The following is a 21114-nucleotide window of genomic DNA, read 5'->3' as shown; positions in this document are numbered from 1 at the left end:
AACCGGCCCCCTCTCGAAGGGACACGCATGAAGCTGGGGTACGCCGGACTCGCGGCCGGCCCGCTCTACGTCGGGGTCTCGCTGATCGAGGCCGCGACCCGGGACGGATTCGACCCGACGCGGCACGCCTGGAGCCAGCTCGCCAACGGTGACCTCGGCTGGATCCACCGCGCGAACCTGGTGCTCTCCGGAGCGCTGACCGTGCTGGGCGCGCTCGGGCTACGGGTCCGGTGGGTGCGGACCGGGATCGCGCTGTACGGCGCGGGCCTGATCGGAGCCGGGATCTTCACCGCCGACCCCGGGCGGGGCTTCCCGGTGGGCACCCCCGAGACCGTCGAGGTCACCACGCACGGCATCCTGCACTTCGTCTGCGGCGGCATCGGCTTCATCGGGCTGGTAGCCGCCTGTTTCCTGGTCCGCGGGGCCATTTCCCGCTTCACCGGCGCCCTGTTCGGCGTCACGTTCGTCGCGATGGCCGCCACCGGCGGCGCGGGCTGGGCGCTGCTCGCGTTCACCGCCGCCGTGATCCTCGCGTCCGCCTGGCTCTCGATCCTCTTCTGGAAGGAAATCCGATGCGCTATCTGACCCTGCTCCGCGGTACCCACTCCACGACCCCTCCCCCGCCGGAGCTGATGGCCGCGATCATGGCTCTCGGCGAGGAGGCCACGAAGTCCGGCTCCCTGCTGGAGAACTCCGGGCTCGCCCCGAGCTCCGCCGGCGCCCGGGTGTCGCTCAGCGCCGGGGAACTGACCACCACCGACGGTCCGTTCGCGGAGTCCAAGGAGGTCATCAGCTACGCGATCTACGAGGTCAACGCGAAGGAGGAAGCGGTGGAGTGGGCGTCGCGCTTCCTCAAGGTCCACCGCGACCTCTGGCCCGGCTGGGAGGGTGACGTCGACGTCCTGAAGCTGTTCGGCCCGGAGGACTTCCCCGCCCCGTGACCGACGACCACGTGCGCCGCACCCTCGATGCCGTCTGGCGCATCGAGGGTGCCCGCGTCGTGGCCGGGATCGCCCGGCTGGTCCGCGACGTCGGGCTGGCCGAGGAGCTCGCGCAGGACACGCTCGTCATCGCGCTCGAACAGTGGCCGCGCGACGGTGTTCCGGATGCGCCCGGCCCGTGGCTGCGGGCCACCGCGAAACACCGCGCGATCGACGTGCTGCGCCGGCGGCAGCGGTACGCGGAGAAACTCGCGGTGCTCGGCGCCGACGTCGTGGCGGAGCGGGACCGGACCGACGACCTGGTCGACGACCTCGACGACCACATCGGCGACGACCTCCTGCGGCTGATGTTCACCGCCGCGCACCCGGTGCTCTCCACCGAGGGCAAGGTCGCGTTGACGCTGCGCCTGCTCGGTGGGTTGAGCACGGACGAGATCGCGCGGGCGTTCCTGATCCCGGAGGCCACCGCGGCCCAGCGGATCGTGCGGGCGAAGCGGACGTTGAGCGCGGCCGGCGTCGAGTTCTCGATGCCGACGCCGGCCGAGACCGCCGAACGGCTCGGCGCCGTCCTCGGCGTCCTCTACCTGGTGTTCAATGAGGGCTACGCGGCGAGGAGCGGCTCCGACTGGACCCGTCCGGCGCTGTGCCGGGAGGCGATGCGCCTGGGCCGGGTACTCGCCGGACTGCTGCCCGACGAGCCGGAGGTGCACGGGCTGGTCGCGCTGATGGAGCTGCAGGCCTCCCGGCTCCCGGCGCGGATCGACGCGGCCGGGCGTCCGGTGCTCCTCGACGACCAGGACCGGCGTCGCTGGGACCGGCTGCTGATCCGCCGGGGGCTGGCCGCCCTGGAGCGGGCCGAGTCGCTCGGCGGTGGGGCGTACACGCTGCAGGCGGCGATCGCGGCGTGCCACGCGCGGGCCCTGCGTGCCACCGACACCGACTGGCCCCGGATCGGGGCGTTGTACGAGGTGCTGGCCTACGTGCGCCCCTCGCCGGTCGTCCGGCTGAACCACGCGGTGGCGGTGGGGAAGGCCGGCGACCCGTCCCGCGGCCTGGCGATCACCGACGCGCTCGCGGCGGAGTTGCGCCGCTACCCCCACCTGCCGGCCGTACGCGGGGAGCTGCTGGCTCAGCTCGGCCGCGCCGCCGAAGCGGCCGCCGCGTTCCGCCGGGCCGCCGAACTGACCCGCAACGACGTCGAGCGGGCCCTGTTCGAGGAACGCGCGGCCACGCTCGAGCCGGGCGGCTGACGCCGCGCGTCGCCGTTCACAGCGTGAACCGGGCGACCAGTTCGGTGAGGTGACGAGCGGTGGCGTTCAGCTCCTCGGCCGCCTGCCGCGAGTCCTGTACCGCGTTGCGGGTCGTGTCGACGGTGTTCAGCACCTCGCCGAGGTTGCGGGCGATCTCGTTGCTGCGGTCGGCGGCCACGTTGACGTTGCGGCTCATCTCGCCGGTCGCGGCCGTCTGCTCCTCCACCGCCGCCGCGATCGCGGTCTGGAAGTCGTTCACCCGGGCGATCGACTCCGAGATGCCCTCGATCGCGGTGACGGCCAGCCGGGTGTCGGCGGCGATCTCCTCGACCCTGGCGGTCACGTCCTCGGTGGCGCGCGCGGTCTCCTGAGCGAGGTCCTTGACCTCGCTGGCGACGACCGCGAACCCCTTGCCGGACTCGCCGGCCCTGGCCGCCTCGATGGTCGCGTTCAGCGCCAGCAGGTTCGTCTGCTCGGCGATCCCGTTGATCGCCTTGACCACCTCGGCGATCCGGTTCCCCGACTCGCCCAGCTTCGCGATGACCTCGCCGGCCTGCTGCGAGAGCGTGACGCTCTCCCGGGCCACACCGGCGGCTTCCTGGGCGTTGGTGGTGATCTCGGCGATCGCCGCCCCCATCTGCTCCGAGCTCTCGGAGACCAGCTGGACGTTCTCGCTGACCGCGGCCGCGGCCTGGGTGGCGTCGCCGGTCTGCTCGGAGGCCCGGGTCGACGAGCCGGCGAGCGCGCTTCCCGCGACCGTCACCCGCTCGGCCGCGCCCGCGACCTCGAGCGACGCTCCGCTGATGCCGCTGAGCAGGCCCCGCAGCTCGGTGATCGCGGTCCGCAGCGCGGTGCCCATCCGGCCGATCTCGTCGCCGCCGTCGACCGACACGTCGACGGTCAGGTCGCGGCGGGACAGTCCGACGATCGAGGCGGTCAGCCGTTCCATCCGTGCGGAGATGCTGCGGGCCCAGACCCACGCGACGACGCCGCCGACCAGCGCCAGCAGGAGGCCGGCGATCACGAACGCCCAGAGCATCGTGGACCGGCCGGAGTTGATCTCGTCGATCGCGGCGGCATGGTCGGGCAGGTAGGACGCGACCTCGATCGCCCAGCCGTAGGCGGCGTAGTAGGAGACCGCGACCTGCGTCCGGGCGGGCGTGTCGGTGCTGATACCGGGGAGGCGGTAGAACACGTTCGTGGTCTGGTTCGGTTCGAGCGCGGTCGCCCGCTCGATGATGTCCTGCACGTACGCGTTGCCGTCCGCGTCCTTGTCCTCCAGCGCGTCGGCGCCGACCCGGTCGGGGTCGGTCGCGGCGATCACGCGACCCTTGTCGGCGGTGAGCGTGCTGTACACCGTCACGCCGCCGTTCTCCCCGACCTTCGTGGCGGCGATCGCCTCGCGCAGGGAAGCGGTCGCCTCCGACTGCGGCGTCCCGACGTAGATCGCGCCGATGACCTGGCCGGCGGAGTTCTTCAGCGGGTTGTAGGCGCTGACCTGCCAGGTGTCGACGACCTTCGCGACCCCTCGGTACGGCTTGCCGCTCTTGATCGCGGACGCGACGGCGTTCGGTGTGCCGTCGGCCGCGGTGGCCGGGATGAACGTGCCGATCGCGCGGTTGCCGGTCTTGGCTTTGACGTTCGTCGCGACGCGGAGCAGGTCACCGGCGCTGTTCATGCGCTGGAACACGGTCACGGTGCCGCCGACCATGCCGTAGATGTCGTCGACGAGCGGTGTCCGGACGCTCAGGTTGCGGTTCTGGCCGAGCCAGGTGCCGCCGACCAGCAGCCTGGGCAGCGTCACGCTGCGCTTGGCCTGGGTGGTCTGGTTCGTCGCGGTCCAGCTCGCGGTGGCCGGTGCGAGCCGGACGCCGCCGCGCTGGCCGAGTTCGGCCAGCGCGACCGTCATCCCCCGGTTGACCTGGGCCTGGATCCCGCTCCCCGCGGTGGTCGTCAGCCGGTCGACGCCCTGGGCGACGTGGTCAAGGTCGGCCGTCGTCAACGCCGAGACGTTCTCCCGAGCGTGCTCGCTGAACGCGTTGGTCTGCCAGGCACCGACGATGACCAGCACGATCGCCGTGGTGACGACGCCGCCCACTCCGAGGGCGAGTAGTCGGTGCTTCATCTGCAGACCGGAGAACGCTCGGACGAAGGACGGCATGCGACACCGATCGGCGGCCGGGCCCCTGACCTAAGTGCTCCCGATTTACAACTTCACACCGGGGCGGGGGCCGGCTCCGGGGTGGTCGCGGGCTTGCGTGAACGCGTCAACACGATCGTCAGGACGCCGCCGATGAACGCGGCCGCCGCGCACAGCAGGTACGACCAGCGCAGGCCCGACGCGAACGCCGCGTGCACGATCTCGTCGACCGCGGCCCGCTGCTCGGCCGGCGCGGCACCGGTCACGGCACGCGCCTGGCCCCCGGTGAGCAGGTCGGCCACCCGGTGCGCGTCGGGCAGTCGGTTGCCGACCACGTTCTCGACCCGGCCGGCGAACACACCGCCCAGGATCGCGATGCCCAGGACCAGCCCGAGCTGCCGGAACGTGTTCACGGTGCCGCCGGCCATACCGCCGCGCTCGCGGGGCGCCGCCGCGGTGGCCGCCGCCGAGAGCGTCGGCATCACGACGCCGACGCCGACGCCGGTCACGATCAAGCCGGGGACGAGCACGGTCCACGACGAATCACCGTCGACCAGGGCCTGCAGCGCGCTGCCGACGCCGATCAGCAGGAGACCGCCGCCGATGACCAGCCCCGGCGCGACCCGGTCGTGCAGCACCCGGCCGGCCAGGATCGAGCAGACCAGCGAAGCGAGGCTGAGCGGCACGAAGACGGCACCGGCCGCGATCGGCCCGAGCCCGAGCACCGACTGGAACCAGAGCGACGCGAACGCCATCGCGCTGAACGCCGCCATGTTGACCGCGAGCGCCGCGACCATGAGCCCGGTGAACGCGGGCCGCTTGAACAGCGACAGGTCCAGCATCGGGTAGGCACGCGTCCGCTCGGCCGCGACGAACACGGTCAGGCTGACGGCCGCGACCGCGAACGCGGTCAGGGCCGGGGCGGCCGTCCAACCGTCCTCACCGGCGCGGATCAGGCCGTACGTGAGCGCGAAGGCCGCCACCGTGAACGTGACGACGCCGACCGGGTCGAGCTTCGCCGCGGGGTCGTTCGACTCGCGGATCACCCGGAGCGCCACCACGAACGCCAGGACGCTGATCGGGATGTTCACCACGAAGATCGACGGCCAGCCGTACTGCTCGGTGAGCAGGCCACCGATGATCGGGCCGGCCGCGGCCGCGAAGCCGTTGATCGCGCCCCACACCCCGAACGCGATGCCCCGGTCCTTACCGGTGTACGCCGTGTTGATCAGCGCGATCGTCGTCGCGAACATCGCGGCGCCGCCGATGCCCTGGATGGCACGCGCGGTGATCAGCGCCCCGGAACTGTCGGCCAGCGCGCAACCGAGCGACGCGAGCGCGAACAGCACCATGCCGATCAGGTAGATCCGCTTGCGTCCGAACCGGTCCGCGGCGGATCCGACACCGAGCATCAGCGCCGCCAGCGCGAGCGCGTAGATGTCGATCACCCACTGCAGGTCGCCGAGGCCGGTGCGCAGGTCAGCGGCGATGTCGGGTAGGGCGACGTTCACGATCGTGACGTCGACCAGCAGCATGAAGGTGCCCAGGCTGATGGCGATCAGTGGCAGCCACTTACGCATGTCTCGGTGTCCTCTGGTTCGATGCCCTTGCAGGGATCAACCTTCGCCGCCCACCACCCGGTTCGCCATCCAGGACGCCTCTGAGCGCCGGATCTCGACATTCTCCGGCTTTCTCCGCCGGATACCCTCACCCCGTGCTGGATGAACTGGACCGGCAGATCGTGCACGCGCTCGAGGTCGACGGCCGGGCGGCGTTCAGCCGCATCGGCCAGGTGCTCGGCGTCTCCGACCAGACCGTGGCGCGGCGCTACCGGCGGCTGCGCGCCGAGGAGAACGTCCGCATCATCGGGAATCTCAACACGTGGCGGATCGGGGCGGTGTCCTGGTACCTGCGGGTGCAGTGCACGCCCGACGCGGCGCTGTCGATCGCCGAGGCGCTGGCCCGCCGGTCCGACACCGCCTGGGTGCGGCTGACGTCCGGCGGCACGGAGATCAGCTGCGTCACCCGCTCCCGCTCCCGCGCCGACACCGACGCGCTGCTGCTCGGCAAACTCCACCGGACGCCGCGGATCGTCGGCATCAGCGCCCACGCGTTGATCCACATGTACTTCGGCGGCACCGAGTCGTTCCTCCGGAAAGTGCAGGTCCTCGAGGAGGACCAGGTGACCGCGCTGCTACCGCCGTGGGCCGGAGATCCCTACGAGGAGGTGCCGGACATCGGGCCGGGCGACCGGGCGCTGGTCACCGCACTGGCCCGCGACGGACGCACCGGGCTACCGGAACTCGCGTCCGCCACCGGCTGGTCGGAGACGCGGGTCCGCCGCCGGCTCACCGAGTTGCGACGCAGCGGCGCGCTCTTCTTCGAGGTCGACGTACCCGGCTCGGCACTCGGCCTGGAGATGGCGGCGATGATGTGGCTGTCGGTGGCGCCCCACGGCATGGTCGAGGCGGCCGAAACCCTGGCCGGCCACCCCGAGGTGCCGTTCGTCGCCGCGACCACGGGCTCGACGAACCTGGTGGCCAGCGTGGTGTGCAGAGACGTGGCCGCGTTGTACGGCTACTTGACCAGCAAGGTCGCGGCGATCCCGGCGATCAACCACATCGAGACCAACCCGATCGTCCGGACCCTGAAGCGCGAGGGCACGCTACTCCCCTGACAACTGGCGCCCCAGCGCTCAGAAGTCGGCGGCGACCGGCACGTGGCCCTTCAGGATGTTGCGGGCGATCGTGCGGCGTTGGATCTCGTCGGTGCCCTCGTAGATGCGCAGCAGACGCAGCTCCCGGTACCAACGCTCGATCGGCAGCTCGCGGGTGTAACCCATGCCGCCGTGGATCTGCAGTACCCGGTCGACGATCTCGTTGGCTTTCACGCCGCCGTACAGCTTGGCCATCGACTGGGCCTGGCGGGAGTCCTGGCCGGCCTCCACCTGCCAGGCGGCGTGCAGCACCAGCAGCCGTAACGCCTGGAGCTCGACGGCCGAGTCGGCGATCATCCACTGGATCGCCTGGCGCTCGGCCAGCGGCTCGCCGAACGTCGTCCGGGAGTTGGCCTGGGCGACGGCCATCTCGATCAGCCGCTCGCAGGACCCGATCGCGCGCGACGGGAGCAGGTAGCGGCCCTGCCCGATCCATTGCAGCGCGAGCGCGAACCCGCCGCCGACCTCGCCCAGCACGTTCTCGGCCGGCACCCGCACGTCGTCGAACACCAGCGCGGCCGGGCCCCACTGGCCCATGGTCTGGATCGGCTCGGACTTCCAGCCCATGTCCCGGTCGACCAGGAAACAGGTGACGCCCTCGTCGGCCACCGCGAACACCATCACGAAGTCGGCCTCGTTGCCCTGCGTGATGAACGTCTTCTCGCCGTTGATCACCCAGTCGTCGCCGTCGCGGCGGGCCGACGTCCGGATCGCGCGCGCGTCGCTTCCCGCGCCCGGCTCGGTGATCGCGAAGCAGGAAATCCGCTCCCCCTCGATCGTGGGGAGCAGGTACTGCTCCTTCTGCCGGGAGTTGCCGTGGAACAGGATGTTGTCGGCCGAGCCGCCGAACCGGAACGGCACGAACGTGCGGCCCAGCTCGCCTTCGACGAGCGAAGCGGTGATCGCGCCCAGCCCCATCCCGCCGTACTCCTCGGGCGTCAGAATGCCCCAGAAACCCGATTCGCGGGCCTTGAACTGCAGCGCGCGGGCTTCTTCCCGGCTGATGCCGGGTTCGCCGGAGCGCTCCCGGCGGAGCACCTCGGGCTCCAGCGGCACGAGCTCGCGTTGGACGAAGGTCCGGACCCAGTCCCGGACGGCGCGCTGCTCGTCGGAGAGAGCGAAGTCGACCACGGCGTTCTCCTAACAGTGTTAGTTAGCCGCTAGGCTAACCCCTGTGGCCCGCCCCAGCAGCCCATTGCTGACACGCGATCGCATTCGCACCGCCGCGCTCGCGATGATCGACCGCGACGGTCTCGACGGCCTGTCGATGCGTCGCCTCGCCGCCGAGCTCGGCGTCCGCGCGGCCTCGCTCTACGGGTATCTGGCCACCAAGGACGAACTGCTCACCGACCTGGCCGACGACGTGCTGGCCGGCGTCGACACCAGCGGGTTCAGTGCGGGCTGGCGCACCGGTCTCACGGTGTGGGCCCGCTCCTACCGGGAGGCGCTGGCCGCGCACCCGAACCTGGTGCCGTTCCTGGCCCACTCCCCCGGCCGCCGCCCCCAAGCCCTGATGCACGCCGACGCCGTGCACGGCGGCCTCACCAACGCCGGCTGGCCGCCGCGCTACGCGACGATGATCGGCGCTTCGACGAAGTACCTCGTGGTGGGCGCCGCGATGACGTCGTTCTCCGGCGGGTTCGCCGACGACGTCGAGGTGTACGTGGGGCGGTATCCGAACCTGAGCCAGGCGCACCTGCTGGCCGGCCACGAAGAGATCGACCGGGACAGCTTCGAGCTGGCGCTCACGGCCTTCCTGGACGGGCTGAGCCGGCTGCACGAGCAGGTCGTACGATCCGCTCGACCGTAATCCGCGAAAGGATCGTCATGAGCGAAACCCGGCCCGACATCGACGACGCCGAGGACGACGGCGTGCTCGACCCGGCTGACAGCCTGGACGACGACGACCTGCGCAGCGACGTGCTCGACCGGGGCGTCGACGCCGGTGACCGGTACCGCGCGTCGGACCGGTTCGGCACCACGGCCGAGGAGCAGGCCCGCGGCGAGAGCCTCGACCAGCTGCTGGCCGAGGAGGAGCCCGACGTCAGCGCGGAGTACGACGACGAGGACGAGGACGTTCCGGCGGACCTCGGCTCGACGACGCAGGAGCGGGCCGGGCGGCTCGTCGAGCCCGACGAGGGCGCGCACGAGGACGAGGAGGCCGAGGCCTACGCGGTCGACGCCGGGGTCGACGGGGCCGGTGCCAGCGCCGAGGAAGCGGCGATCCATGTGGTCGACGAGGGCCGCTGACGCCTTAAAGGTCTGCTAACGGAGGGGCGACAAGTGACGGCTGGGCGGTAGCGTGACGCGGGTGCAGCCTGAAGACCCGGTGCCCGGCTGGTCGACGCCCCCGCTTCCGAACCAGTCCGTCGCCTGGCGTCCGCCGCAGCCCCAAGCCGACGACACCCCGCCGGCCCCGCTGCTCGACCTGCGCCCCGCCGCACCGCCGGAGCCGCCCCTGACGGCACTGCCGGAGCCAGCCCTGACGGCACCGCCGCCTCAGGGCGGAGCGCGGCCGCCGGAACCGCCCCGGCCCGCGCCGCCCCTGCCCGCGCTGCCGCCCCAGGCCGGGGGCCTGCCGCCGGTGCCGCACTTCTTGGCGCAGACGGGGTCGGCCCCGGCGCCGGCGCGGGGGCGGACCCGGATCGCCGTGCTGGTCGGGGTGATCGCGGCGGTGCTCGTCGTGGTGGCCGGAGTCACGACGACGCTCGCGTTACGTCCGAACACCGACCCGGAACTTCTCCGCGCGGAATCCAGCCCGGTGGCCTCCGACCCGCCCCAGCTCGGCGCCGAGTCGAACGCCGGCCCCGAAGCGGGGTCCGCCCCGAGCGGCCCCCAGCGCGACTCCGACAAGGCCACGACCGGCAGCCCCACCACGGACCCCGGGGAAGGCGCCACCACGTCGGAGGCCCCGGTCGAGCCGGCACCTCGCACCGAAGGCACGGACCCCACCGAACCCCAGCAACCCACCGAGGCCCCGCAAGCCACCGAGGCCCCGAAAACCCAAGCCCCCACCACCAAGGCCCCGGCCACGAAGGCCCCGGCCACGAAGGCCCCGGCCACGAAGGCCCCGGCCACCAAGCCGCCCGCCACCAAAGCCCCGGCCAAAAAAGCGCCGGAGATCGACAAGGCCGTCGCCAAGTCCGGAAAACGCGGCGCCGGCCCGTGCTCGGCCAAACTCGTCGGCGGCTACGGCTGCTACCAGACCTACGGCGACCTCTGGTGGGTCTACGACACCAAAGGCGACAGCCACTCCGCCGTCGTCTTCTGGGAGCTCGGCAACCGCTCCGGCCAGTGCGCCAACTCCATGGGCAACGGCAAGATCGGCGCCTGCAACAAGAACTACGCCGAGGGCTCCACCGGCCGCGCGAAGGTCTGCATCATGGACTGGGACACCAAACAGATGCACGGCTGCACGGCCTACTTCACGTTCAAGACCAGCTAGCCACCAAGTGAGCGACAAGTCGCTGTGAAGGACCCCGCGAGAACGTCTCCGCGACACCATCTCGCACCAAGGGGTACTCACCGATGTCCCGCTTCCTGTACCGCGTCGGCGGTGCGGCAGCCGCTCACCCGTGGCGGACCGTCGCCGTCTGGCTCACCGCACTCGTCGCCGCACTCGCCGTCGCCGGGATCGCCGGTGGCACGACGCACGACAACTACCACGTCGCCGGAACGCCGTCCCAACGCGGAATCGACCTGCTCGAGCGCGCGTTCCCGTCGGTCTCCGGCACCGACGCCCGGGTCGTCGTCCACGGCGACGACCTCGACCCCGCGCTGCTGAGCACGCTCTCCCAGCGCCTGACCGCCCTCGACCACGTCGGCACCGTGTCCCCGCCCCGCCTGTCCGCGGACGGCGACACCGCGCTCTTCTCGCTCACGTACACGGTTCCGGTCACCGACTTCCAGGGCACCGAGGGCGTCGACGCGCTCGAGGACGCCGCGAAGCCCGCGCTCGACCGCGGTCTGCAGGTGGAGTTCGGCGGCCAGGTCGCCGAGAACATCGGGGCGATCAGCGGTGTCGCCGAGGCGATCGGGGTGGTCGCGGCGCTCGTCATCCTGCTGCTGGCGTTCCGCTCCGTGGTCGCGGCCGGGCTGCCGATCGCGGTCGCGCTCGTCGGGCTCGGCATCGGGTCGGCGACGATCACGCTGCTCGCCGCGGTCACCGACGTCAGTACGACGGCCCCGACCGTCGCCTCGATGGTGGGCCTCGGCGTCGGCATCGACTACGCCCTGCTGCTCGTGACCCGCTACAACGAGGGCGTCCGCGCCGGGCTCGAACCCCGGGTGGCCGCCGCCACCGCCACCGCGACCGCGGGCGTCTCGGTCGTCGTCGCCGGCGCGACCGTGCTGCTCTCGCTGTTCGGCCTCACGTTCGCCGGCCTCCCGATCTACCGCTCGTTCGGATCGGCCACCGCGCTCGTGGTCGCGGTCGTCGTCATCGCCGCGATCACGCTGGTGCCCGCGCTCTGTGCCCTCTCCGGCCGTCGTGCCCTCCCCCGCTCTCACCGCCACGATCAGAACCACGCCGCCCCCAGCACGACCGCGCGAACGGCCAGTGCCGGTGAACCGGTCACACCCACCGCTGTGACCGCCCGATGGGCGGCCCGGGTCGGTCGGCGTCCGCTCCCCTGGGCGCTGGTCGCGCTCGCGGTGCTCGTGGCGCTCGCCGCGCCGATGCTGGGGATGCGTACCTGGCCCCAGGACGCCGGTAGCCAACCGACGAGCAACACCACCCGGCAGGCCTACGACCTGATCGCCGCCGAGTACGGCGCGGGCGCGAACGGCCCGCTGCTGGTCGCGGTCGACCTGACGAAGGTGCCCGCGTCGAGCCTCGGTGCGCTGACCGCGCGGCTCGCGACCGACCCCGGCGTCGCGCTCGTCTCCCCGCCCGTCACCGCCCCGTCCGGCCGCGCCGCCGTGATCACGGTCGAGCCGAAGTACGGCCCGCAGGACGAACGCGCCTCCGAGCTGGTCGATCACCTCCGCGCGGACGTGCTCCCGGCCGGCGTCGAGATCACCGGCATCACCGCGGTCTTCCGCGACATCTCCGCGCTGCTCTCCGAGCGGCTCTGGTACGTCGTCGGCGTCGTCGTGGCCTTGTCGTTGGTGTTCTTGCTGGTGATGTTCCGGTCGGTGGTCGTTCCGCTGAAAGCGGCCGCGATGAACCTGCTCTCGATCGCCGCGGCGTACGGCGTGATGACCGTGGTGTTCCAGTGGGGGTGGGGCGCCGAGCTGCTCGGGCTGCCGCACGCCGTGCCGGTGTCCACCTGGGTGCCGCTGCTGATGTTCGCGGTGCTGTTCGGGCTCTCGATGGACTACGAGGTGTTCCTGCTCTCGCGCATCCGCGAGGACTGGCTGCGTACCGGCGACGCGCACGGCAGCGTGGTGCGCGGGCTGGCCTCGACCGGCCGGGTGATCACCGGCGCGGCGCTGATCATGGTGGCGGTGTTCATCGGGTTCGGGCTGGACACCGACGTCACCGTGAAGATGGTCGGCGTCGGCATGGCGGTGGCGATCGCGGTGGACGCGACGATCGTGCGGATGATCCTGGTGCCCGCGACGATGGCCCTGCTCGGGCGCGCGAACTGGTGGCTGCCGAGCTGGCTGGACCGGGTGTTGCCACCGGTGGCGCCGCACGCGGAACCGGTCGAACCGCCGGTGGCCCCGGAACCCGAGCCGGCCACGGTCTGACACGGACGTCGGCCCGGTACCCCTCGCACCGGGCCGACGTCGTCGTGCGGTTATCTGGTCGTGCTCCCTGTGGCTCCATTCTGGCCGTGACCACGGTGAAACCCGATCAGCTGCGCGACCAGTCGACCCGGGCGTTCCGCCCGGCGCCTCGGGACGATTCAACCGAGCGGTACGGAGGTTCGCCCGAACACCGCTACCGGGGCATCGCGGTCTTCACCGCAGGGCTAGCGTGCGGATCATGCGGACTCGTCTGGTCGCGGTGGCCGTCGCCGCGCTCGCGCTCCTGACGCCGGCGGCCTGTTCGGCGGGCACCGCCGACTCGCCGAAGCCGGCGTCGCCGAGCGCGTCGAGCGCCCCGGTCGCGCCGGCCGCCGGTGCCACGAGCCCCTCGGGCTGCGACGACAGCGCGGGGTGGGGCTGCGAGTGGGCGCCCCGTCTGGCCGCGGCCGGCGCGATCGCCGCGGACGCACCCGGCGAGCTCGGCGTCGTCGTGCTCGACCGCCGCACCGGCGACCGCTGGCAGGCCGGCGACGTCGACACTCTCTTCTGGACCGGTTCGACGATCAAGCTCGGGCTGGTCGCGACCGCGCTCGAACAGTCGCGCACCGGCGTGCGGGAACTCTCCGACACCGACACCCAGCGCATCGGCGACATCCTGGCGTTCTCCTCCGACGACGCCGCCGACGCGCTCTGGCGCGAGTACGGCCGCTCGGCGCTGCTGACGCGCTTCAAGTCGCGTTACGGCATGAGCCACGCGACGTACGTGAACGGCTTCGACAAGTACTGGGGCTTCGTGAAGTGCACCCCCGGCGACCTCGTCACGCTGATGGACTACATGCTGGACAAGCTCGGTCCGGCGGACCGCGACCTGGTCGTCACCGGGATGCGCCAAACCGACGACATCCAGCACTGGGGCATCTGGTCGGCCGGCCCCGACGTCGACCCGGGCAACAAGAACGGCTGGTCGGTCGAGAAGGACGACGGCCGGGAGCACTGGCTGACCAGCTCGGTCGGGTTCGCCGGCGACGACGAGCGCTACGTCATCGCCGAGATGTACTCGATGCCGCCGGGCCAGGACTCGCTGGAGCGGGGCGCCCGCACGTTGAGCGACCTCTCCGCGACGCTCTTCGGCCGCGCCACCCCGGCCCCCGCGGTGATCCGCCCCAGCTAGGTTCAGGCCGGGGCTTCGGCGACGTAGGCGATCGCGCGGGCGGCGCTGCGCAGGTCGGTGCTCACCCGCTCGGGGTTGGGATCGGCCAGGAACTGGATCAGCAGGCCGTCGATCATCGCCATCACCAGGCGCGCCACCTGATCGACCGGGATCAGGAAGCTCCAGCCGGCGAGCGCCGCGGTCTTCCCGGCCCAGAGCCGGATCCGCTCGTCCTGCCAGCGCGCCAGCTCGTGGGTCAGCCCGGTGCGTACCGCGTACAGCGTCACCTCGAGCCGGCCGAGGTGCGACTCCGCGCTCTGGCGTACCACGTGTTGCCAGACCGCCTGCAGCGTCTCGCCCAGCCAATCACCGAAGCGCTGGTTCAGGCCGCCGAGCGGAACCGGGGCGACGCTCTGCCCGAACAGCAGATCCTCGACGACGGCGCCGAACAACGCCTCCCGGGTCTTGAAGACGTGTTGGAGCGTGCCGAGCGCGATACCGGCCTCGTCGGCGACGGCACGCAGGGACGCGTGTGCGAGACCCTCGCGGTCCACCACCACCCGGGCGGCCAGTACGATCTGCCGCCGGCGGACCGTGGACGAAACGTAGGGCACGACAGCTCCTCACGCGGTCACCGGACTGGAACGAGTCCCGGTCAGTGTTTCAACAGTCCCGGCGCGGGTACTAGACCCCGTTCGGGGTGATGTGCCCGCCGCACCCAGTCCGGCACCGGACAGAGGGCGACGACGTGCGGAAACCGCCCGTAGGCTTCCAGGCCATGGTGCGGGTGAGCGTCCTCGGGACGCTACGGGCCGAGGTCGCCGATCAGCCGGTGGAACTCGGCGGGCCGAGGCAGCGAGCCGTGCTGGCGCGGCTGGTCGGTGCCCGCGGGCACGTGGTGTCGACGGAACGGTTCGTCGATGACCTGTGGCAGGGCGAGCCACCACCGAAGGCGCTCGCCGCTCTCCAGGTGTACGTCTCGCACCTCCGGCGGGCCCTGGAGCCAGGGCGCGCGCCGCGGACTCCCGCGCGGGTGCTGGTGAGCGCCGCACCCGGGTACGCGCTGCGGCTCGACGACGACGCCATCGACGCGTGGCGGTTCGAGCGGCTGCTGGAGCGGGCGGCGGGCGCACCGGCGGCGGAGGCCGCGGACCTGCTCGATCAGGCGCTGGCGCAGTGGAGCGGGCCGGCGTACGCCGAGTTCGCGGACGAGGCGTGGGCCGTCCCGGAGGCCGAGCGGCTCGAGGAGCTGCGGCGGGTCGCGGTCGAGCGGCGGGCCGGGGCGATGCTGGCCACCGGGCGCGACGCCGAGGTCGCCGCCGACCTCGATCGGCACGTGCGGGCACATCCGCTGCGCGAGGACGCGGTCGCGTTGCTGGCGCTCGCGCTCTACCGCACCGGACGTCAGGCGGACGCACTGAGCGTCCTCCGGGACGCCAGGACCCGGCTGGCCGACGACCTCGGCGTCGACCCCGGCCCCGCCCTCCGCGCCCTCGAGTCCAACGTGCTGGCCCAGTCCCCCACCCTCGAACTGATCGTGGAGCGCCCGGCCGCCGCACCCTCCGAGAGCGCCGTTGCCGCCCCGGCACCGAGCTCCGGGGTGATCGTGGGGCGGCGAGCGGAGTTGGCGCGGCTCTCCGCAGCGGCCGAACGGGCGGCCGGTGGGGAGTTCCGGGTCACCTGGGTGGGCGGCGATCCGGGAGCCGGGAAGTCGACGCTCGCGGGCGCGGTGGCCGACCGGCTCGCCGAACGCGGCTGGCAGGTGCTGCGCGGACGCTGCCCCGAAGTGGACGGAGCGCCCCCGGCCTGGGCCTGGAGCGAGGTCGTGCACGCCACGATCGACCGCGTCGACGACGCCCTGACCGCCCGTCTCGGCCCGCTCCTGCACCAGGAAGCGGCGGCCGCACCGGCCCGGGACGTCCCCCCGTTCTGGCTCGGCCGGGCCGTCGCCGAACTGCTCACCACGCTCACCACCGCCGGCCCGCTGCTCGTCGTCCTGGACGACGTCCACCGCGCCGACGGCGAGACGCTGCAGCTGCTCCGGCACGTCGCGTCCGAACTGGTCGGACGGCCGGTCCTGGTGGTCGCGACCTACCGGCCGGCCGAGGTCACCGACGACCTGAGCGCCTGCTGGGCCGCGCTCGCCGGTTCCGCCGCCGACCGCGTCGACCTGGCCGGACTGTCGGCCGACGACGTCGCCGAACTCCTTCGACGCCAGGGCGCGCCCACCGACACGGCGCTGGTCCAGCTGGTCACCGCACGCACCGGCGGCAACCCGCTGTTCGTCTGCGAGACGGCGCGGCTGATCGCCGCCGAAGGGCCGGACGCCGCGGCCACCAGCGTCCCCACCGGCGTGCGCGACGTGCTCCGGCGGCGACTGGCCCGCCTGCCCGGCCCCGCGCGGGCGGTGCTGCGCACGGCGAGCGTCCTCGGTGTCGAGGTGGACGTCGACGTGCTGCTCGCGCTGGAGAACACCGACGAGGACACGGTGCTCGACGCGCTCGAGGCCGGCGTGCTCACCGGGCTGCTCGTCGAGCCCTCGACCGGCGCCGTCCGGTTCGCCCACGCCCTGGTCCGGGACACGCTGTACGAGGACGTACCGCGGCTGCGGCGCACCCGCACGCACGGCCGCGCGGTCGAGGCGCTGGCCCGGGTACGCCCGGGTGACCGCGCCGGGCTGGCCCACCACGCGCTCGCGGCGGCCACGCCGGCCACCGCGGTGCGGGCCGCGTCGCTGGCCGCCGACGCCGCGCGTTCGGCGTCGGCGTTGTTCGCCCATCAGGAAGCAGCGACCCTGCTCCGACGTGCGCTCGACGTGCTCGACCAGGCCGACGCCCGGGTCGAGCCGGGGTTCCGGCTCGACCTGCTGTGCTCGCTCGTCTCCGCGCAGGGGTACGCCGGCAACGTCATCGAGGCCAGGGTCACCCGGGTGCGGGCGATCGCGGTCGCCGGGGAGGTCGGAACGATCGCCGCACTCGCGCAGGCCTACGCGTCGTTCGACGCCCCGGTGATCTGGAGCGTGCGCGAGAACCGCAGCGTCGACCGGCCGTTCGTCGACGGTCTGGAGGCGGTGCTCCGTGACCTCCCACCGGCCGAGGTCGAGCGGCGCGCTCAGCTCCTGGCCACGCTCACCGTCGAGATCGAGGGGGTGGACGCCGGGCTGGCCGCGCGGAGCAGCGACGAGTCGCTCGCGATCGCGCGCGGGCTCGACGATCCGGAACTGCTCTGCCGGGTGTTGAGCGCGCGGTACTACGTCGACGTCGCGCCGGACAGCCGGCACCGCCTGGGCGAGCTCGGGGCGGAGCTGCGTGAGACCGCGGTGCGAGCGGGCCTGACCGGCTACCGCGCCCAGTCGCACCACATCCTGTTCCAGCACGCGTTGAGCCGCCCCTACCTCGACGACCTGGAGCCGGCCCAGTACGAGGCCGATCGGGCCGTCGAGTACTCCGACACCGGTCAGCTCGGGCTGGCGCTCGGCGTCGTGCGGATGTTCCGGGGGCTGCGCGCGCTCGTCGCGGGCCGGTTCGACGAGGCGGCGGACGCGTACGCGGCGGTGATCGCGCAGATGCGTCAGATCGGGGCGCCGAACGCGACCGGCGTCGAACAGCTGACGTTCTACGCGGTCGGTCGCGCCCGCAACGACGAGGCGCAGCTGCTCGGCCTGGTCGAGCCGATCGGTGCGCTGCACGCCCAGGAACCCCACCTGACCTCCGAGCCGTACACCCGCCTGCTGCTGCACGCCGGACGCGTCGACGACGCACGCGCCGTGTGGCAGCCGACGTCGGCGATCCCGCCGGACTACTACTGGCTGCTCTGGATGGCGTTCCGGGCCGAGAACGCGCTCGGCCTCGGCCACACCGAGGTCGCCGCGGACTGCTACCGGGCGCTGCTGCCGTACGCCGGGACGCTTCCCGGGTTGGCGAGCGGCTCGATCACGCTCGGCCCGACCGCGGGGATCCTCGGCGACCTGGCCGCGTTCCTCGGCGAGCCGGACACCGCCCGCGAGCACCACCGCGACGCCCTGCGGGTCGCGGAGCTGCTCGGGGCGCCGCACTGGGCCGAAGCCGCCCGGGAGCGGCTCCGATGGCCTCCCCCACTTACCGTGTGAGCCATGACTGTTCTTCCGCTGCCCGACGAGTTGCTGCTGCTCGCCTTCGACGACGCGGCCGGCAAACCCCTGGTCTCCACCACGACGCTCGACCTGGGGCTGGCCGGCGCCGTCCTGGTCGAGCTCGCCCTGGCCGGCCGGATCGCGGTCGAGGGCAAGAAGGTCCGGGTCGTCGACCCTTCGCCGGTCGACGACCCGGTCGCCGAAGCCGCTCTCGACCGGATCCGCGCCTCCGGTAAGGAGCGCGACCCCAGGACCTGGCTGACCCCGCTGACCAAGGGGCTCCGTAACCGCATCCTCGACCGGCTGGTGGAAACCGGCGTCGTCGAACGCGAGGAGAGCCGGGTGCTCGGCCTGTTCCGGACGGTCCGCTACCCGGCGCTGAACCCGGCGCCCGAGACCGCGGCGCACGGCCGCCTTGACGCCGCCATCCGGCACAACGACCTCTCCGGACGTCACACCGCCGCGCTCGCGTCGCTGGTGCACGCGATCGACCTCGGGCCGAAGCTCTTCCCCGACTTGCCGGCCAAGGAGGTCAAGGCGCGGCTCACCCAGATCTCCGAGGGCGACTGGGCGGCCAAGGCCATCAAGGACGCGATCCAGGCCATTCAGGTGGCGCTGATGGCCGCCACCACAGCCGCCGTGACGGCAACGGTGACAACGACCTGAACTCATGTTCGGCCACATGCGACGCGGGGTACTGACGCTTCAAGTCAGTCAGCGGCGTGAAGAGGAGAGACCGATGCCCGTTCAGTACCGGAAGCAGCATTCGTTCGGGCCGTTCAAGATCAACATGACTCAGAACGGCATGTCGTCGTGGTCGTTCAAGCTGGGCCGTTGGTCGTGGAACTCCCGGACCAAGGAGCAGCGTTACGACCTGCCGGGTCCGTTCACGTGGCGCAGCGGCGGCCGTAAGCGTCGCGCCAGCTGACCGAGGCGGGCCCGAAAGGGCCCGCTTTTTTTACAGCAGCTTTGCGTCACCGATCGGCAGGTACCCCAGCTCGAGGGCCTCGACCGGTGGCCCGGGCTCCTCGACCGCGGCGGTCGCGGCCACCGCGTCGGCGTACGCGTCGTGACCGAGCCAGGCGAGCCACGCGCGTAGCACCTTGTGTACTTCCTCCGGGCCGACCAGCGGCTCCACCGGCGTCGGCAGGTCGGCCGGGTAGAGCAGGAACGCGGTCGTCTGCGGGCCGCCCAGGCCACCGTGGGAGCCGACGAGCGGCTCGAACGCCGCCACCTCGTCGGTCTGCGGGTCGTGCAGGCTGTTCACCATGATGTCGGCGACGTGCGGGTAGGCGTCGGCCCGCCGCACCTGGGCCGGTGCGTGCGGCCCGAACGGCTCCAGCGGGTCGACGCCGAGCACCTCGCCGGTGTCGAGGTAGTGGGCGCCGTGGCGGCCGAGCACCACCGAGCCCCGCGACTCGGTGCTCACCAGCAGGAATCCGACGCCGGGGTGCTCGACGAGCGTCGGTAGCAGGTCGGGGTAGGTCGCCTGGATCTGCTCGACGGTCAGCCGCTCGGTGTGCTCGGTGAAGTAGACGAGGCCGAGGTTGCCGGAACCGAGCACGAGGACGCCCTCCTTGGCGGCGGCCTCCTCCTCGGCGCTGCGGACCCGTTCCCCGGCCATCGCGGGCTTGTGCTCGGCGGCCGGCCCCAGGCGACGCAGCGCACGAGCGGCGAACCCCAGCGCGCTGCCCTCCGGCCCGGTCACGCTGTCTTCGATGCTGCGCGACGGCTGACCGCAGGAGGTCTGCACGATCTGTTCGAGCGTGATGCCGTACCGCTGTGCGAACGTGGCGCCCTGGCTCTGCCCGTGGTCGGACAGGACGACGAGCTGGTACGGCCGCGGCGCGAACTCGGCCGCCCGGGCCAGCCGCCCGATCTGCTGATCGATCGAGCGCAGCACCGCGAGCGCGTCGTACCGCTCGATCCCGGAGTGGTGCGCGACCTCGTCGTAGCCGGTGAGGTCGGCGTAGACGACCGACCGTCCGGCCATCATGTCGTCCAGGATGCCTTCGACGACCAGGTCACGGGTGACCACCGTGGCCAGCGCCCGCACCAGCGGGTAGACCCCGCCGCGCGGCACCCGCGGCCGCACGTCGCGCTGCCGCTGGACGGTCGCGGCGACGACCTCACGGACGACGTCGACGAGCGCGCCGGTGAGCGTCCGGACCGCGTTGAACGGGTTCGTGAAGTAGCCCTGGTACCCGGCGCCGAGTTTGCCCTTGCGTCGGCCGGCGCTGCTGAGCGTGACGCTCTTGTGGGCGGCGTCGCCGGTGAAGAGGTTGCCGCGGCTGGCTCCGTCGTCGTGCAGCAGCCCGCGGCCGTCGGAGTGCCGCCGCTCGATCTCGGCCGCGTCCGCCGGGCGGTTGCTGACCAGCAGGCGGCCGTGGTCCTTCTCGTACCAGCGGAACGCCGGCATGTCGCGATTCGAGCCGTGCAGGATGCCGCACTGCGAGGCGCCGGTCTGCGAGGACCAGTCGGTCGTCCACGGGATCAGCCGGTGGCTGCCCTCGGAGAGCCAGCGCGCGAGCGTCGGCGCGTCCCCGTCCCGGATGGCCCGCTGCAGTACGTCGTGCCCGAGCCCGTCGATCTGCACCATCACCAGACCGGGGACGTTCGTCGGGGTACCGAGCCTGCGCTTGGCGCGGCGGCGGGCCCGGCGGTGGAAGAACTCGTCCTCGTCGACGGCGACCAGGCTGCTCGTGAGCCCGGTGACCGCCGAGACCGTGAACGCGACGAGCACGCCGGTGGGCGGCCCGGGCAGCCGCACGTCGGGGATCTCGCCGAGCGCCATGTACACCAGCAGTCCGTTGAGGACGAACGAGCCGAGGCCGAGCGTCAGCACCGAGATCGCCAGCGCGAACCGCATCAGGAACGGCCAGACGATCGCGTTCAGCGCGCTCAGCGTGGCCGAGACGACGAGCGCGTTTATCGGCTGCCCGATGTCGAAGCCGGGCAGCGTCACCGACAGCGCGCCGACCGAACCCGCACCCACCGACCACACCAGCACGAGCCGGGTGGCGGTGCGCCCGCCCCGCACCAGACGGCGTCCGCCGCTGCGCACCAGGCGGCGTCCGCCGCTCCCCAGCAGCCGGAAGGACGTCACGTCGGG

Annotated in this window: 17 protein-coding genes; 12 read left to right on the top strand and 5 right to left on the bottom strand. The window is 72.5% G+C overall.

What is annotated here, in order from left to right:
- The first annotated feature begins 27 nt into the window (after positions 1–27).
- The 3 genes from CRYAR_RS03335 to CRYAR_RS03325 are packed head-to-tail and all read left to right on the top strand — an operon-like array spanning position 28 to position 2191.
- Positions 28–585, top strand: a complete 558-nt coding sequence (locus CRYAR_RS03335; protein WP_051569685.1) for a DUF998 domain-containing protein — start codon at positions 28–30, stop codon at positions 583–585.
- Positions 573–941: a YciI family protein gene (locus tag CRYAR_RS03330; protein WP_035848405.1), complete on the top strand. Its 369-nt coding sequence runs from the start codon at positions 573–575 to the stop codon at positions 939–941. The genes CRYAR_RS03335 and CRYAR_RS03330 overlap by 13 nt, the downstream gene beginning before the upstream one ends.
- Complete coding sequence (locus CRYAR_RS03325) at positions 938–2191, top strand: RNA polymerase sigma factor (RefSeq protein ID WP_035848403.1); 1254 nt, start codon at positions 938–940, stop codon at positions 2189–2191. The genes CRYAR_RS03330 and CRYAR_RS03325 overlap by 4 nt, the downstream gene beginning before the upstream one ends.
- A gap of 16 nt (positions 2192–2207) precedes the next feature.
- On the opposite strand, the gene CRYAR_RS03320 is transcribed toward CRYAR_RS03325, so the two are convergent.
- Positions 2208–4316, bottom strand: coding sequence for a methyl-accepting chemotaxis protein (locus CRYAR_RS03320; RefSeq protein ID WP_035860367.1), 2109 nt, complete (start codon positions 4314–4316; stop codon positions 2208–2210).
- An 89-nt stretch (positions 4317–4405) separates the two neighbouring features.
- Positions 4406–5911, bottom strand: coding sequence for an MFS transporter (locus CRYAR_RS03315; RefSeq protein WP_035848401.1), 1506 nt, complete (start codon positions 5909–5911; stop codon positions 4406–4408).
- A gap of 134 nt (positions 5912–6045) precedes the next feature.
- Between CRYAR_RS03315 and CRYAR_RS03310 the strand changes: the two genes are divergently transcribed.
- A complete protein-coding gene (locus CRYAR_RS03310) occupies positions 6046–7008 on the top strand; it encodes an Lrp/AsnC family transcriptional regulator (RefSeq protein WP_035848399.1) in 963 nt (320 codons plus the stop codon).
- Positions 7009–7026: 18 nt separating this feature from the next.
- Here the strand turns inward: CRYAR_RS03310 and CRYAR_RS03305 are convergent, their stop codons facing one another.
- Positions 7027–8178, bottom strand: a complete 1152-nt coding sequence (locus CRYAR_RS03305) for an acyl-CoA dehydrogenase family protein (protein ID WP_035848397.1) — start codon at positions 8176–8178, stop codon at positions 7027–7029.
- A gap of 43 nt (positions 8179–8221) precedes the next feature.
- On the opposite strand from CRYAR_RS03305, the gene CRYAR_RS03300 reads away from it, so the two are divergent.
- From CRYAR_RS03300 to CRYAR_RS03280, 5 genes are all read left to right on the top strand, one after another.
- On the top strand, positions 8222–8857 hold the full coding sequence (locus tag CRYAR_RS03300; protein ID WP_035848395.1) for a TetR/AcrR family transcriptional regulator: 636 nt from the start codon (positions 8222–8224) through the stop codon (positions 8855–8857).
- Positions 8858–8874: 17 nt separating this feature from the next.
- Positions 8875–9297 carry a DUF5709 domain-containing protein gene (locus tag CRYAR_RS03295; RefSeq protein ID WP_035848394.1) on the top strand — a complete coding sequence of 141 codons (423 nt, stop codon included), beginning with the start codon at positions 8875–8877 and terminating at the stop codon, positions 9295–9297.
- A gap of 61 nt (positions 9298–9358) precedes the next feature.
- Positions 9359–10492: a hypothetical protein gene (locus CRYAR_RS48445; protein WP_157017309.1), complete on the top strand. Its 1134-nt coding sequence runs from the start codon at positions 9359–9361 to the stop codon at positions 10490–10492.
- Positions 10493–10575: 83 nt separating this feature from the next.
- Positions 10576–12741 (top strand): MMPL family transporter, encoded by a 2166-nt coding sequence (locus CRYAR_RS03285; RefSeq protein ID WP_051569682.1) that lies wholly within the window; start codon positions 10576–10578, stop codon positions 12739–12741.
- 238 nt (positions 12742–12979) lie between these two features.
- A complete protein-coding gene (locus CRYAR_RS03280; RefSeq protein ID WP_157017307.1) occupies positions 12980–13912 on the top strand; it encodes a serine hydrolase in 933 nt (310 codons plus the stop codon).
- A 2-nt stretch (positions 13913–13914) separates the two neighbouring features.
- On the opposite strand, the gene CRYAR_RS03275 is transcribed toward CRYAR_RS03280, so the two are convergent.
- Positions 13915–14505, bottom strand: a complete 591-nt coding sequence (locus CRYAR_RS03275; protein ID WP_035848391.1) for a TetR/AcrR family transcriptional regulator — start codon at positions 14503–14505, stop codon at positions 13915–13917.
- A 164-nt stretch (positions 14506–14669) separates the two neighbouring features.
- Between CRYAR_RS03275 and CRYAR_RS03270 the strand changes: the two genes are divergently transcribed.
- The 3 genes from CRYAR_RS03270 to CRYAR_RS03260 all read left to right on the top strand — a co-directional run bounded on the left by CRYAR_RS03270 (position 14670) and on the right by CRYAR_RS03260 (position 18930).
- On the top strand, positions 14670–17999 hold the full coding sequence (locus CRYAR_RS03270; RefSeq protein ID WP_035848389.1) for an ATP-binding protein: 3330 nt from the start codon (positions 14670–14672) through the stop codon (positions 17997–17999).
- Between the two features lie 3 nt (positions 18000–18002).
- Positions 18003–18668 (top strand): GOLPH3/VPS74 family protein, encoded by a 666-nt coding sequence (locus CRYAR_RS03265; protein WP_035848386.1) that lies wholly within the window; start codon positions 18003–18005, stop codon positions 18666–18668.
- Between the two features lie 73 nt (positions 18669–18741).
- Positions 18742–18930 carry a hypothetical protein gene (locus tag CRYAR_RS03260; protein WP_035848384.1) on the top strand — a complete coding sequence of 63 codons (189 nt, stop codon included), beginning with the start codon at positions 18742–18744 and terminating at the stop codon, positions 18928–18930.
- Between the two features lie 30 nt (positions 18931–18960).
- Here the strand turns inward: CRYAR_RS03260 and CRYAR_RS03255 are convergent, their stop codons facing one another.
- The gene (locus CRYAR_RS03255; RefSeq protein ID WP_063725654.1) at positions 18961–21108 is read right to left on the bottom strand and encodes a phage holin family protein; all 2148 of its coding nucleotides are present in this window, start codon (positions 21106–21108) and stop codon (positions 18961–18963) included.
- Positions 21109–21114 lie beyond the last annotated feature (6 nt).

Source organism: Cryptosporangium arvum DSM 44712, from assembly GCF_000585375.1.
Lineage (GTDB): Bacteria > Actinomycetota > Actinomycetes > Mycobacteriales > Cryptosporangiaceae > Cryptosporangium > Cryptosporangium arvum.
The sequence above is the reverse complement of the archived record's forward strand: the minus strand, read 5'-3'. Positions and strand labels throughout refer to the sequence as shown.